Origin of the sequence: Paenibacillus qinlingensis (assembly GCF_013204845.1) — a bacterium.
Lineage (GTDB): Bacteria > Bacillota > Bacilli > Paenibacillales > NBRC-103111 > Paenibacillus_E > Paenibacillus_E qinlingensis.
In genome coordinates this window covers 1-15,501 of the sequence record NZ_JABMKY010000044.1, presented here as the reverse complement: position 1 = coordinate 15,501, position 15,501 = coordinate 1, and the positions used below count along the sequence as shown (strand labels likewise).

The window sequence follows — 15,501 nt, the reverse complement described above, 5'->3', positions numbered from 1 at the left end:
ACAGGGGAACAGTAAGGGTGTTAATAAGAAAAGGTAGTGGCGACAAGGTTAGTAAAAGGGGAACGTCGTTCCACTATTTCGCCGATTGTGCTGATCTTTAGACTCGAAAGGGAACGTAGATCCACTATTTCACTGAAAAGCAGTTGGAAACCTCTATTTTCGAGAAAATAGCGGAGCCTCGTTCCCCTTAGGTGCGAAAATGGGCTATTTTAAGAAAATAGCGCACTGAGGTTCCCTTGGGTTGTCAGAATGGTGGGGTTTTGCACCAAGGTTCTCCATGGGTTGTCAGAGTGGTTAGGTTTTGGCACCGCGGTTCCCCGTGGGTTGTCAGAGTGTTGGGGTTTTGGCACCGCGGTTCCCCGTGGGTTGTCAGAATGGTGGGGTTTGGCACCGATGTCCCCGTGGGTTGTCAGAGTGGTGGGTTTTGGCACCAAGGCTCTCCATGGGTTGTCAGAATGGTTAGGTTTTGGCACCGAGGTTCCCTTTCGTTATCGGAGAAGTCGGGATTGGCATACAAGTATGCGGGTTCCCCTTTCGGTGTCAGAATACCTAGTGTAGAGTGTCAAGATTTACATATGCTTTCATGTTTATTTTAACATCTTGCAGGGGATTTTTACCAATGTTTCCTCGGACAAGTATCGATGCCATAGGTAGTTATCTTTGGGCGGTAATCGATTCTATTTGTATATTCGATGGGCAGTGAGTACAATGATGGTGATAATTAGTAACGTTAAGGTAGATGCTTCTAATATGGGAGTCCTGGGAGGTCAGGCATGTACAAGCTGCTATTAGTGGATGACGAAGAGGATGTACGCGAAGGTGTCGTCCGTGAAATAAATTGGGAAGCGATTGGCTTTGAAGTTGTCGACAAGGCGGAGAACGGGAAAGAAGCGCTGGAAATGGTCGAGCGTCTGCAGCCGGATGTGGTTGTGACGGATATTCAGATGCCTTTTATGAATGGCTTGCAGCTTGCTGAAGCAATTAGAGAGCGCTTTCCCACAATTAAGCTTATCATTCTGACAGGGCATGATGAATTTGAGTACGCCCAACGGGCGATTAAGCTGCATATTGATGAATATGTGCTGAAGCCATTTTCCGCACAGGAGCTGGTGAATGCCCTCTTGAAGGTAAAAGGGCACATCCAAGAGGAGGTTGCGCATCGGAAGGATGTGCAACTGCTGAAGGAGCATTACCGTAAGAGTATGCCGGTGCTGAAGGAGAATTTCTTAGCGACATTAATGAATCGGAAGCTCCCGCGGGACGAGGTATTTGAGAAGGCAGCGAACTATGGGATTGAGCTGAGTGGAAATAGCTATGTGGTTGCCGTTTTGAGCATAGATGGGGTCTTTATTTCAGAAGAAGATCTGGAGAATCGGGAAGAACTGTCGAAGTCGATATCGTTGAAATACTCAGAGGATCAGGCGTTGAAATATTTTGCCCTCTTAAATATTACGGAAGAAATTGCGGGCAAGCGTGGCCTCGGTCTCGTATTCATGCATGATGATCAGGTTGTGCTGCTAGCGGCGAGAGAGAATAGGGACAAGGAAGCAGCGCTGCAGGAGACGATGAGGGTGCTGGAAGAAATTCGGCAGAGTGTGGAAAAATATTTGAAATTCACTCTTACTGTTGGGATCGGCAGTGTAATGAAGGACGTCACGAAAATCAGCTATTCATATGAAGATGCTGTGCTTTCTCTCGACTATAGACTGATTCTGGGCAGTAACCGCATGATTTACATTGATGATGTGGAGAAGCGCAGCGTGGATAAGATTCGATTCGATGATGTGAAGGAACATGCGTTGACCCGCTGTATTAAGGTAGGCACATCGCAAGAGATTCGGGAGACGATTGATGAGCTGTTTCAAGGTATCGAGGCCGGTGTGTCGGTAAAAGATTATCAGATTTATCTGCTTGAAATTCTTACTTGTATTCTCAAAGCAGCTAAGGACTCGAACCTGAATGTTGACGAGGTATTTGGCGAGAGTTTTATCCCTTTCACGGAGATTAATAAGTTCACTTCCTTGGAGGAAGCGAAGCACTGGTTGGCCGAGCTCTGTGCGAGCATGATGAGTCATATTGCCACGGATCGTCAGTATACGTATAAAAACCTCGTAGATCTAGCCAAGGATTATACGAAGAGTCACTATCATGAAGGCGATATCACGATCAATAAGGTGTGCGGACATCTGCATATCAGTGCGGGTTATTTCAGTTCCATTTTCAAAAAAGAAACCAAAATGACCTTCGTGAACTATTTGAACCACATTCGGATGGAAGCAGCGAAAGAGCTGTTGCGTTCTACGGATATGAAGGCGCTGGAAATCGCTGAAAAGGTGGGCTATGCGGATGCTAATTATTTCTCCTTCTCCTTTCGCAAAAATGTTGGTGTTTCCCCGAAGGAATATCGCAATAACAGCGCCAAAGGGCTGTAGGACTAGAAGGGGGGAGAGTTGCTTTGAAACGCAGAGTGAGTACGCTGCTGAAGGCTTTATATAATGTCATGCTCGATACGATGCGGGTAAAAAGTATTCAATTTACCATAACGATGTCATTCATTCTTATTACCGTAACCGTCATGCTCGTTGTCTCCTTGGTGCTCTATAATAAATTTGCTAAAACAGCAGAGGAGAGCGCATTTCTAAGTACGGCTCAGGTGATTGAGCAGGTGCAATTCAACCTGGAGCAGTACATTAAGGGGATGTCAGATACGTTCGAAGTTGTAGATGCCAAAATTGCCAAAAGCCGCGGCATCCCGTCGGACAAGCTGCTCGAACAGCTAGACACAATCGCCAGTACGCGTGAGGACATTGTGTCTATTCATCTATTTACCGCGGATGGCGGGTTGGTCACAGGGGTGCCCATGACAGAGATGCGCAAAAATACACGGCTGCTCGAGCAGCCGTGGTTTCGGTCTGCCCTCGATAACCCGAACCATCTAACGTTCTCCTTACCGCATATCCAGAACCTATTCAAGAATCCCTACAAGTGGGTGGTATCCATGAGTAAAGGGGTCACGATCGAGCAGAATGGGAACTTGGTGGATGCGGTTATTTTGGTGGACATTAATTTCAAAACATTGGACGATGTGTTTCGCACGGTTTCTCTCGGTAAGAAGGGCTATGTCTATATCATTGACGATTCTGCAGGCAGCATTGTGTATCATCCGCAGCAGCAGCTTATTTATATTGGCCTCAAGTATGAGAATGTGGAGCAAGCACTCAAATTTTCGTATGGCCGATATATGGACGAGAGCGAAGGAGAGTCGCGGTTAAACGTTGTGCGGACAGTTAATAACATCGGGTGGAAAATTATTGGTGTCTCCTATCTCGATGAAATTATGACGACACGCAAGGAAATTTCGACGTTCATGATTTGGTTGTTAGTGATCGTACTTTTCTTCATTTTGTTGATTTCTTCGTTCATGTCAGCTCGTATTTCTCAGCCGATTAAACGACTGAAGAAGTCGATGGAGATGGTGGAGAAAGGACATTTCGACACGTATATTCATGTGCGTGGGGCTGATGAAGTCGAGCAGCTTTCGCGGCGCTTCAATTTGATGGTGTCGAGGGTTCGCGAGCTGATGGATCAGAGTATTGAGGAGCAAGAGATTAAGCGGAAGAATGAGCTAGAGGTTCTCCAATCGCAGATTAATCCGCATTTTTTATACAATACACTCAATTCGGTCGTTCGAATGGTTGGCAATGGGAGAACGGAAGAGGTTGTGACGACGATCACATCGCTGTCGAAGTTTTTCCGAATATCGCTCAGCAAAGGTAAAACTATTATTACGATCGGGGAAGAGATCGAGCATATTCGCAACTATTTGATTATCCAGAAGATGCGTTATAAGGACAAGTTTGAATATGAGATCCACGTCTCGGAAGAGGTGCTTCCTTACAAAACACTCAAGCTGATTCTGCAACCTTTTGTGGAAAATGCGCTCTATCACGGGATCGAGTATATGGTGGATGAAGGTTTGATTGAGCTCATTGTCACCATGGATAGCGGGAAGATTCTCTTCGAGATTCGAGATAATGGGGTCGGGATGTCAGAGGAAACATTGAAGAGTATTATGAGTGGTCAGGTGAAAAGTGAAAAGGGCTCAGGTGTGGGACTACGAAATGTACATGAGCGGATTCAGCTTTATTTTGGCATGGACTATGGGGTCCACGTAAGTAGCGAGCTGGAGGAAGGAACAACTGTCCGAATTACGATTCCAGCCATACTAGTTGACGAAGGGGGGAGTGAAGAATGAGATGGAAACCGATTATGATTGCCGTCCTTGTCGCTCTTCTCTCGCTATCGTCTTGTACAGAGCGTGTGGAACCCTTGCCTACAGAGCAGAAGAAGCATCTGGAGGTTATTCTCCGCAGTCAAGAAGGCGACTATTGGAAGACGGTAAAATTGGGAGCAGAGGTCGCGGCAAAGGAGTTTGATGTGACGTTGGACTTCCGAGCACCAGGCGATGAGGCCGATGTGTTGGGGCAGATAGCCCTGATGGAGCAGTCCATTTCAAGTCTACCAGATGCGATTATCTTAGCGGCAAATGACTATAAGGAGCTTTCTCCTATCGTAGATGAAGCGGGTAAAGCGCATATTCCTGTCATTACGGTTGACTCTGAGGTAGAGACGAAGAATGTACGTAGTTTTATTGGGGCGAATAATTATGAGGCAGGTCAATTAGCAGGGCGACAACTGATTAAGTTGATCGGAACGAGTGGGCAAATTGCCATTATGAGCTTTAGGAAAGGGGAGCGAAACACGGAGCTGAGGGAGAAAGGGCTTATGGACGAAATTTCGAAGTATCCCGAAGTTCAGGTGATCGATACGGTATACAGCTTAACGGATCGAGAGCTCTCCGCTCAACTCACGCATGATGTCATCGATAAACATCCAGAATTGGATGGGATTGTGGCGTTGAACGAAATCTCATCCATTGGTGTTGCTAGTGCGGTGCAGAGCCGGAATTTGAATGATAAGGTGAAAATCATCACGTTTGACAGTACTTCTGAGGAGCTAGAGCTGCTCCAAGAGGGGGTCATTCAAGCAACGATTATTCAAAATCCGTTTAGTATCGGTTATTTGGGCGTGAAAAGCGCGGTAGATGCTATTGAAGGAAAAACGGTGCCAAAGCGTGTGGAAACAGGAATTAAGGCGATTGATTTGAGTAATATGTTCTGGTCAGACAATCAAAAATTGCTATTCCCATTTATAAAGTGATGAGAATTTCGATAGAAGACATGAGGATATTGCATTTGTTTATGCCCCTTGAACCATTATAGTAAGGAATGTAAACAAACAATATACCTTTTAGGGAGGGTCTTATCTTGAAAAAATTACTTACACTTGCCGTAGCAGGCGCTTTAGTTGCAACCGTTGCAGGTTGTGGAAATAAAACAGAAACTCCAGCAGCATCAACAGCTCCAGCAGCTTCCACAGGTGCGGCAGCAACGACAGCTCCAGCAGCTGGTAAAAAACCAACAATCGGTGTAGCGATCTATAAATTTGACGATACGTTCATGTCTGGTGTTCGTGCAGCAATTTCCGATGCGGCGAAAGATAAAGCGACTGTTGATATCGTAGACAGCCAAAACTCCCAACCAACACAAAACGATAAAGTTGACCTTTTCATCACGAAAAAAGTAAATGCACTTGCGATCAACGCCGTTGACCGTACAGCAGCTGGCGTTATCATCGATAAAGCAAAAACAGCGAACATTCCAGTTGTCTTCTTGAACCGTGAGCCACTTGATACGGACATGAAGAAATGGGATAAAGTTTACTACGTAGGCGCTAAAGCTGAGCAATCCGGAACAATGGAAGGCCAACTATTGGTTGACTACTTCAAAGCTCACCCAGAAGCTGACAAAAACAAAGACGGTAAAATCCAATACGTTATGCTTAAAGGCGAGCCGGGACACCAAGATGCTGAGCTTCGTACGAAATTCTCTATCCAAGCCATCACGGATTCCGGCATGGGTGTAGAGAAAGTAGCTGAAGATACAGCGATGTGGGATCGCGTTAAAGGTCAAGAGAAAATGGCAGCATTCCTAGCTTCCAGCGAAAGCAAAATCGAAGCTGTTCTTGCGAACAACGATGACATGGCGCTTGGTGCAATTGAAGCTTTGAAAGCAAAAGGCTATTTCAAAGACAACAAATTCCTTCCAGTAGTTGGTGTAGATGCAACAGCCCCAGCTCTACAAGCTCTAAGCGATGGAACACTTCTAGGTACAGTTCTAAACGATGCGAAAAACCAAGGAGCTGCAACAACAAGCGTAGCAACAGCTCTTGCGAATGGTTTAGTTCCAAGCAAAGAAACAACTGGCTATGATATCACTGACGGTAAATACGTTTGGATTTCCTACAAAAAAATCACAAAAGCTAACATGAACGAAGCGAAGTAATTGTGAGAATGGGCAAGAGAGGCGATAACTGAGCAACAATCGCGCTTTTGCCTTCCTTTTTTGGAAACCATGCAAAGGATAAAGAGAAATAAGCTTCGAATAAAGGCTTCACTTTGTGGGGATTATCGTGAGCTGTAGGGGGAGTTACCATGACTGTACATGACTATTTATTGGAAATGAATCAAATCTCCAAAGAGTTCCCCGGCGTCAAAGCGCTGGATAATGTCACCCTCAAAGTTCGTCCGGGAAGCGTACATGCGCTGATGGGAGAGAACGGTGCAGGGAAATCGACGCTCATGAAATGCTTATTCGGCATTTACAAGCCCGATGGTGGAGAAATTAAGCTGAATGGAGAAGTCGCTTCAATTACGAACTCCAAAGATGCATTAGCGAATGGCATTTCCATGATTCATCAAGAGCTTCACCCCGTTCCACATCGCAATGTGATGGAGAACATTTGGTTAGGTAGATTCCCGCTAAAAGGTATCGGACCTTTGAAATTAGTGGACCACAAAAAAATGCGTACAGATACAGAGAGTTTGTTTAAACAACTCCAAATGGACATTAAACCGGATACACTGGTCGGTACCTTATCGGTATCCAAAGTGCAATCCATTGAAATCGCCAAGGCTGTTTCTTTCAATTCGAAAGTCATTGTTATGGATGAGCCAACTTCCTCCCTTACGGGTAATGAAGTTGAGCAGTTGTTTCGCATCATTCGCGATCTGAAGAGCCGCGGTGTTTCGATCATCTATATTTCACATAAAATGGAAGAGATTTTGGAAATTTCGGACGAAGTAACGATTATGCGCGATGGTACCAAAATTGGGACATGGGCATCTTCTGAACTTACGACAGATATGATCATCTCGAAGATGGTCGGACGTGATTTGAAAGAGCGTTTCCCTGAGCGCAGTAATGTGCCCCAAGGCGTATTGATGAAGGTAGAGGACCTGACTTCGGTCGTTCCTAAATCATTCAAGAATGTGTCTTTTGAGCTGAAAAAGGGTGAAATTCTCGGTGTTGGCGGCCTTGTTGGGGCACAACGGACCGAGTTGATTGAATCCTTGTTCGGGATGAGAGGTATTGCTTCCGGAAGCATCTCTATTCACGGGAAGCCAGTGAAGCTGAAGTCACCGATGGATGCGATTAAGCAGAAGATTGCCCTGCTGACTGAAGAGCGCCGCGTAACAGGTATTTTCCCTGTGCTATCGGTTTTGGAGAACACGGTCATTGCCAATTTGGGACGATACATGAATCCATTAGGCTTCATTCAAGAAGAAAAACGTAAAAAAGAAGTGAAACAAAGTATCGAAATGCTACGCGTGAAAACGCCAAATATGCATGCGCTGATTAAGAATTTGTCCGGTGGTAATCAACAAAAGGTTTTGCTGGCCAGATGGCTGTTAACTGAACCTGATGTACTCCTTCTCGATGAACCAACTCGGGGAATTGACGTAGGAGCGAAATTTGAGATTTACTCCATCATTGCTGACCTTGCGAAGCAGGGGAAAAGTATTATCATGATCTCTTCTGAAATGCCCGAGCTTCTTGGGATGTCAGACCGAATTATGGTTATGTGTGAGGGACGTCTTACGGGCATTGTGGAAGGAAAAAAAGCAACAGAAGAAGAGATTATGCGCCTTGCTGCACAGCATATGGCATAATGGAGGGGGCCTAGAACCATGACTACAAAAACAGAAACATTGAAATCCAGAGACTTTAGCGGGTTCATTACCAAATACGCTATTTACATCGTACTAGTTGTTCTAGTGATTGGGATCGCGATTTATGATCCACGCTTTCTATCCGTAAGCATTCTGCGTGATATCTTATTGCAATCTTCCACTCGTGTGATTATCGCGTTGGGTGCAGCGTTTATTCTTATCACAGGCGGAACGGATTTATCCGCAGGGCGAATTGTTGGTCTATCGGCGGTTATCTCCGCATCAATGCTCCAAACGCAGGATTATGGCAGAAGATTTTTCCCTGACCTGCCGCATCTGAATTTAGCCATTCCAATCATCATCGCGATTATCGCGGGTCTTGCGATTGGACTTATTAACGGGATTGTCGTTGCTAAGCTCCGTGTACCGCCATTCATTGCAACATTAGGAACGATGGTAGCTGTGTACGGTGCGAACTCCTTATATTTCGATATGAAGCCGAATCAATCACAACCGATCGGTGGTCTTCGTCCTGATTTCAGTAACTTAGGAACAGGTTCCATTGGTTCAAGCGCAACGTACTCGATACCCTATATTGTTATTTTTGCACTTGTTGTATCGATCATTGTGTGGATTGTATTTAATAAAACAAAGCTTGGCAAATACATGTACGCTATCGGCGGAAACATTCATGCTGCTGTCGTTTCAGGGATTAACGTAAACCGTTACTTAATCTACATCTATGGTATTGCTGGCGCACTTTACGGACTTGCAGGGGTATTGGAAGCAGCAAGAACAGGTGGAGCAACGAATAACTACGGTAACATGTACGAGCTTGATGCAATCGCGGCTTGTGTTGTCGGCGGCGTATCCACTTCAGGTGGTATCGGTACGGTACCAGGTGTTCTTGCAGGGGTATTGATTTTCAGCGTTATCAACTATGGTTTGACGTTTATTGGAATCAGCCCTTACTGGCAGTTAATTATCAAAGGTGTGATCATCGTTGCTGCGGTAGCGTTTGATATGCGGAAATATATGAATTCGAAGTAAGTTATGGAGGCTGTCGATACTCTCGGCAGCCTTTTATAATCGAGAGTTATGTAAGCGTTTACGAATGAGTAGGAGGATAAAAAATGAGTGAAAATCATAATAGGTCGGATTGGAAAAAACACCTTCTATTTATTTCTTTACAAACAAAGCTAGTAGGAGCTTTTGTTCTCGTTTCTTTACTGGTGGGGATCACGAGCGGTTTATCTTACATGTACATCAATAAAGTGGACAACTCCTACACAGGATTGCTAGATAAGAATGTGAGATTACTCCAGGACGTTGCAGAAATAAAAGAAAAAACACAGATGCAAACGAGTTTATTGTTTGGTTATGTGCTGGATCCGACGAAAGATAGGGAAAAGCTTTTAACAGATATGAATGGCAAGCTTTCCTCGATCATTACAAAAATGCAAGATACGGACGGGAATGAGGAGGAGCAATACGCTGTTGGATCCATGCTGGAGGCGAATCAAACTTTTGCTAGGTTGGTGCAGAAGGTGGTTGCTTACGGTGAAAAAGGAGATACGTCTTTAGCTAAGGCGGAAGCTATGCAGTGGGCAATTCCCACAACGGAAACATTGACGCAAGCGGCGGCTAAAATAGAAGAGCTCGAAGCCGTCATTCGGACAGAGGCTTCTGCTCAAAATCATCAGACTGTCTCGGCGACGATAAAGACGTTAATTTGGGTGAGCGGAGCGGCCTTAGTATTCGCGCTTGCTATAGGTCTCTTAGTATCACGTTCTATAGTGGTGCCGGTACGCTCCATGGTGAGAGCGGCAGAGAAGATCGCGAATTGTGATTTATCCGTTGGCGATATTGGGGTGAAAAACCGCGACGAGCTTAGTGATTTGGCAGCTGCGTTCAATCAGATGAAAGGCAATCTACAAGGCTTGATTCGTCAGGTGGGCAGTAGCAGCGAGCAGGTTGCTGCGGCTTCGGAAGAGCTTAGTGCGAATTCCAATCAGGTTAGTGAGTTATCTGAACGGATCACAGGGACGATTCAAATTATTTCACAGGGTACGAATGCACAGGTAGGCAGTGTGCATCAAGGTGTTGCGATCATGGAGGAAATGTCAGCGGCAGTTACGCAGATAGCTAGTGTCACACAGACAGCGAATAAGCAGTCTTTGTTTGCGCAGCAGGAGGCTGGGGAAGGAACTGTGGCAATTGAGACTGCGATGCTGCAAATGAAAGCTATTCATCGAAAGATGGATGAGTTGGCCGTTTCGGTCGATCGGCTAAGCGGCCGTTCGGAGAAAATCGTCAACGCGAACGCGATGATCGCTGGTATTGCACGGCAGACGAATATGCTGGCGCTCAATGCTTCGATTGAGGCGGCACGTGCAGGCGCCGCGGGCAAGGGGTTTGCTGTGGTTGCGGAGGAAGTCCGCAAGCTGTCCATGCAGACCGGCGCAGCGGCGGAGGATGTGGCTTCTCTCGTCACGAGTATCCAGGAGGAGACGAGGGAGGTTATGCGCTCCACCGAGGCGGGCAGCCGTGAGGTGGAGACGGGGCTTGAGGTCGTCGGCGAAGCGGGAGCGACGTTCCGGCGTATTCGTTCGGCGATGGACGAGGTCGCTCGTCAGATCGAGGAAGTGGCGGGCTGCTCGGAGGCTATCTCCGAGAAGACGCTCGTCGCAGTTGGCGTGATTCGCGCCATCGACGAGGTGGCGGGGCAGACGGCTGCGGGGGCGAAGAACGTCTCCGCCAACATCGAGGGCCAGTACGCGAGCATGGAGGAGATCGTCTCCTCCGCGACGGTGCTGAGCTCCATGGCTGCGGAGCTGCAGGGGTTGATTGGGCGGTTTCGGGTGTGAGATCCGTCCGACCACAAGTATTACCCATATTTTTACATTTATAGTATAATCGAAATAATTTAGTGGCGGTGGAGATCACCCCTGACAGGCAAGCGTAGTTTGTACGCTGCTGGTCAGGGGTTTTTGCATTCAATTACTACCATCTGTCTGTCCGCAATTTGCTGAAATTCGTTGACTCGAAAGGGAACGTAGGTGCCTTATTTTGCCGAAATCGGATGAAACGAGATCCAAGGGGAACGTAAAGGCACTATTACGTCAATTTAGGTAAGATATAACGTTTTACAAAGAAATAAGATACTATAGTTCCCTTTGGATCATAATTTCACCTATTTGTTGCAAATAGAGCACCTACGTTCCCTCTTACTGGGAGGACTGATGAGACACCCCGATTATTTTGGAGAAGTAGTCACTACTGCGAGGGACAGCCCTTTGTCATTTCTAGCGGTAATATGATGGTGCAGGGACATCTTTCCTTTTACTTTAAGCAATTGAAAGCAGATATGTCCTGTATGTCCTGCATATAATCTAATATCAGCATGTTCGGTTCAGATTAGAATTTGCAAAGAGAGGAGTTATCCCCTTTGATGGAAGCCGCAAGTAAAATAATGAAATTATTTGTGCTAACGAGTGGGGTCGCCTTGTTTGATATTGTCATGCTCTCACCGGGATTGCTAGGCATAGGCATCGGACACAGTGCGTTGCAAACGGCACTCACCGTATCTATTTTGCTCGGAAGCACCCTAGTATTGCTATTCGGCATTTATAGTGTAGTCATGAAGCCAAATGTCCGACTCCCTGTCAAACAAATGAAGAGCCCTGAAGATTTGGAGGGTGCTTTGAAACAATTCAAAGGTATCAAATCCCTTGCACAGGAAATTGCGCTTGGCTTGCACCAATTGGAGCGAATGCGCAAAAAACAAGAGACCATACGAAGTGTTCTTATCCAGCGGTTTGAACCGAGCGGACTTAGCTTTCAGAAATTTGCTTCTACGACGGGAGAGGTGGAGAAGTTATTTTTTCACAATATTAGGAGTATGATAAACCGTCTCCATGTGTTCGATGAAGAGGAGTTTCAAAGTATCTCTAAACAGAATACGAGTCAGTTGTCTCCCGAGCTTTTGCAAGAAAAAAGAACCGTGTATAAGGCACATATGTCGTTTGTTAAATCCTCCTTACATATAAATGAAGAAATTTTGCTCAAATTGGATAAGTTGCTGTTAGAAATTTCTCGGTTGGATAGCTTGGAAATTGGTGATATCGGGCAAATGCCGGGTATGCAAGAGATTGATGCTTTGATCAAGCAAACACAATTCTACAAACAGTAGAGGTGGTGCTCAAAACATGAATAAAACGAAGTTCTTCTTTATATCGCTTCTTATTGTCATTATTGTATTTATCGGTGTTTATGCTGGCGTTTCCTTTACGGCCAATTTGGGCAAATCCCAAACTCAAGTGACAGCGGAGAGTGCTGCAAAGCAATTGAACAAGATGTACGAGAAAATCTCAGTGGTGAACGGAACACCAGTGAAAGGGCAGATTGATATTAACCCAGCGGATGTCGCTTCATCCCTGCCTGATATTTCGAAATTTCCAATTACGGTGAATAATACGACGGATTATTTCGTAGAGATTTTCTCCTCGACAGAGAAATCCGGCAGTGGTGTGGATGGTTGGTTAACGGATGTAGCGAACGAATTTAATAAAGCACAGATTGTGGTTAACGGGAAGACGGCCTCTGTGAAAATTCGTAATATTGCTTCTGGGACGGCGACGGACTATATCAAGTCAGGCAAATATGTGCCGGATGCTTTTACTCCTTCGAATGAGTTATGGGGAGAGATGATCAAATCTGGTGGTCCGAAAATACAATTAGTTACCAAAAGTCTGGTAGGCAATGTTCCTGGGATTGTAATTTCAAAGAAGAAATATGATGCCTTGGTTGCTAAATACGGCTCCATCAATGTAACTACAGTAACGCAAGCTATTTCAAATAATGAATTTGCTATGGGCTATACGGACCCTTTTGCGAGTTCAACTGGCCTCAATTTTCTTGTAACAGCTTTAAGCACATGGGATAATAAAAACCCAATTAGCGAGAAAGCGGTTCTAGAATTCGAGAAATTCCAAACGAACGTGCCCTTTATCGCATCGACAACCATTCAAATGCGAGATGCTGCGAAGTCAGGGATGCTGGATGGTTTCGTGCTGGAATACCAGACATTCCAAAATGCGGCAGAGCTTACGAATGACTATGTGTTTACGCCTTTTGGATATAGACACGATAGCCCACTCTATGCGCTTGGTGATCTGCCGATCGTGAAACTTGATGTGATTAAGCGTTTTGCTGAATTTGTTACACAGGCGAAGTATCAACAAGCAGCCAAGGATAAAGGGTTTAATGGGCTAGAAAATTACAAGAGTGAACTCCCTGCGATAGATGGAAATACACTTTCTTCAGCTCAAAAGGTTTGGAAAGAAAAGAAGAATGGCAGCAAGCCTCTTGCCGCTGTTTTTGTTACAGATGTGTCTGGCAGCATGGACGGTAAACCCATTAATCGATTGAAAGAATCGCTGCTCAAAGGTCAGAAGTACCTGGGAAAAGAAAATAGAATTGGTCTTGTATCCTATTCGAATGGGGTGACGATCAATCTCCCTATTGCCAAGTACGATACGAATCAGCAATCGCTGTTTGTGGGTACCGTGGGTACGCTGCAAGCAGGAGGGGGAACAGCGACGTTTGATGCCATTGCCGTTGCGATGAAAATGCTGCAAGACTATATGGCTGGGGATCCGAATGTGAAACCGATCATCTTCGTATTGAGTGATGGAGAAACCAATGCAGGGCATTCCTTGAAGGACATTCGAGGACTGATCGAGACATTGCAGATTCCCATCTATACGATTGGTTATAATGCCGATATTGCGGCACTTCAGAGCATTTCGAGTATTAATGAGGCGGCGAGCATTAATGCGGACACGGATGATGTTGTTTATAAAATAAGTAATCTGCTTAACGTCCAGATGTAGGGTTAATTTACCTTTTGAGGGGGAGATAGGATGTCGTTTTCGTTGGAGATTGCTGGCGATGAAGTGCTTAAAGCCGTTGTAGAGGAGCAAGTGAAGCCTGTTCCAGAGGAAGTTGTTAAACTGAAAGCGCAAGCCGAACAGAATGTACAGACGATTATGGAGATCGATCTCGACTCACTGGAGAAACGCAAAAATATTCTGGCAGCGGTAGAAAACTTCGGGATCGAGACAATGCGAGCATCCTCACAGAAAAATTCTTTGCTCCAAGCAACGATAGGGCAGCTTTCGAGGGCAGGTGATGAGGGGGGGATCGTCGCCAAGGGACTCGGGGAACTGCAACTCCAAATGAAGGACCTCGATCCGAGTGGGATCGACTTCGTTAAACGCGGGTTTCTGGGGAAATTTTTTAACCCACTGAGATCGTACTTCCATCAATTTGATAAGGCGGATATGGTCATTGCTGAGATTATCGAAACGCTGACTAAAGGAAAATTAGGGTTGAAGGATGATAATACGACACTTCTTCTCGAACAACATGCCCTGCGTGATCTTACCAAAAAGCTCCGTAAGGAGATCCAGCTAGTTTCCTATATGGATGAATCCATTGAAGCTCAAATCGCGCTTGCCAAAGCCCGAAATGATGATCCGGAGAAGATCCAATTCATAACAGAAGAGGTACTTTTTCCACTTCGTCAGAGGACGCTCGATATGCAAGCGATGATAGCGGTCAATCAACAAGGCTTCATCACCTTCGAAGTCGTTATAAGGAATAATAAGGAGCTTATTCGTGGGGTGGATCGTGCAAGCACAGTAACGGTTGCAGCTCTGCGCGTCGCGGTTACGGCGGCCAGTGCGCTAGCTAATCAGCGAGTTGTGCTGAAACAACTGAATGCTTTATATACTACGACCAATACGTTCATTGAACATACGGGACAAATGTTGAAGCAACAAGGTGTGGAAATTCACAAAGGCGCCATTGAGGCTAGTATTTCAGCAGATTCACTCAAAAAAGCATTCGCCGACAGCTTTGAGGCCTTGCAGGCGATCAGTACCTATAAGCAAGAAGCGCTTCCGAAAATGCGCGAGACGATTACCCAGTTCCGTGAGCTGGCTGAAACGGGAGAAAAGCAGATTCTGCGGCTGGAGAGAGGCGCGGCTGTGGGGTTATAAGGAAAAGGAACCTTGGACTTGTTAAAGTCTGAGGTTCCTTTTTTGTCGTTCGGCGTTGGTGATAGATAACTGGATTTCATGTAGTTAATTCGTTAAAATTTCAGCTCATATGCCAAATAACTGTATTTCCTGTAGTTAATTATAGCGAGTTTAACCTTTTGAGCGAAATTGTTGATAATTAACTACCTATTTTCCATTTAAATCAAAAAACCTAGAGATTTTATGCGAAATAGCTGTACATTTTCCAGGCCTGTTGATTAACCAAAAAAAGGTAGCCAAAAAGACCGCTCATTCGGTATGGTATTTGTACCCCTACAAACACCCGAAATGAGGCGGCCTCATGAACAAGTCTACTTCACTATCAAC

Annotated in this window: 10 protein-coding genes; all 10 read left to right on the top strand. The window is 45.4% G+C overall.

Features of this window, described 5'->3' with window-relative positions:
* The first annotated feature begins 773 nt into the window (after window positions 1-773).
* The 10 genes from HQN88_RS36780 to HQN88_RS36735 all read left to right on the top strand — a co-directional run bounded on the left by HQN88_RS36780 (window position 774) and on the right by HQN88_RS36735 (window position 15,135).
* On the top strand, window positions 774-2,432 hold the full coding sequence (locus tag HQN88_RS36780) for a response regulator (RefSeq protein WP_173121511.1): 1,659 nt from the start codon (window positions 774-776) through the stop codon (window positions 2,430-2,432).
* A gap of 68 nt (window positions 2,433-2,500) precedes the next feature.
* Window positions 2,501-4,255 carry a cache domain-containing sensor histidine kinase gene (locus HQN88_RS36775; protein WP_173121533.1) on the top strand — a complete coding sequence of 585 codons (1,755 nt, stop codon included), beginning with the start codon at window positions 2,501-2,503 and terminating at the stop codon, window positions 4,253-4,255.
* The gene (locus tag HQN88_RS36770; protein WP_173121509.1) at window positions 4,252-5,220 is read left to right on the top strand and encodes a substrate-binding domain-containing protein; all 969 of its coding nucleotides are present in this window, start codon (window positions 4,252-4,254) and stop codon (window positions 5,218-5,220) included. The genes HQN88_RS36775 and HQN88_RS36770 overlap by 4 nt, the downstream gene beginning before the upstream one ends.
* 107 nt (window positions 5,221-5,327) lie before the next feature.
* The gene (locus HQN88_RS36765) at window positions 5,328-6,404 is read left to right on the top strand and encodes a galactose ABC transporter substrate-binding protein (RefSeq protein WP_216855935.1); all 1,077 of its coding nucleotides are present in this window, start codon (window positions 5,328-5,330) and stop codon (window positions 6,402-6,404) included.
* Window positions 6,405-6,553: 149 nt separating this feature from the next.
* Window positions 6,554-8,071, top strand: coding sequence for a sugar ABC transporter ATP-binding protein (locus HQN88_RS36760; protein ID WP_173121507.1), 1,518 nt, complete (start codon window positions 6,554-6,556; stop codon window positions 8,069-8,071).
* 18 nt (window positions 8,072-8,089) lie between these two features.
* Entirely contained in the window at window positions 8,090-9,121 is a 1,032-nt protein-coding gene (mglC, locus tag HQN88_RS36755) for a galactose/methyl galactoside ABC transporter permease MglC (protein WP_173121505.1), read from the top strand.
* An 83-nt stretch (window positions 9,122-9,204) separates the two neighbouring features.
* The gene (locus tag HQN88_RS36750) at window positions 9,205-10,938 is read left to right on the top strand and encodes a methyl-accepting chemotaxis protein (RefSeq protein WP_173121503.1); all 1,734 of its coding nucleotides are present in this window, start codon (window positions 9,205-9,207) and stop codon (window positions 10,936-10,938) included.
* A 584-nt stretch (window positions 10,939-11,522) separates the two neighbouring features.
* Window positions 11,523-12,263, top strand: a complete 741-nt coding sequence (locus HQN88_RS36745) for a hypothetical protein (protein ID WP_173121531.1) — start codon at window positions 11,523-11,525, stop codon at window positions 12,261-12,263.
* A gap of 16 nt (window positions 12,264-12,279) precedes the next feature.
* On the top strand, window positions 12,280-13,965 hold the full coding sequence (locus tag HQN88_RS36740) for a vWA domain-containing protein (RefSeq protein WP_173121501.1): 1,686 nt from the start codon (window positions 12,280-12,282) through the stop codon (window positions 13,963-13,965).
* 30 nt (window positions 13,966-13,995) lie between these two features.
* The gene (locus tag HQN88_RS36735) at window positions 13,996-15,135 is read left to right on the top strand and encodes a toxic anion resistance protein (RefSeq protein WP_173121499.1); all 1,140 of its coding nucleotides are present in this window, start codon (window positions 13,996-13,998) and stop codon (window positions 15,133-15,135) included.
* Window positions 15,136-15,501: the final 366 nt, after the last annotated feature.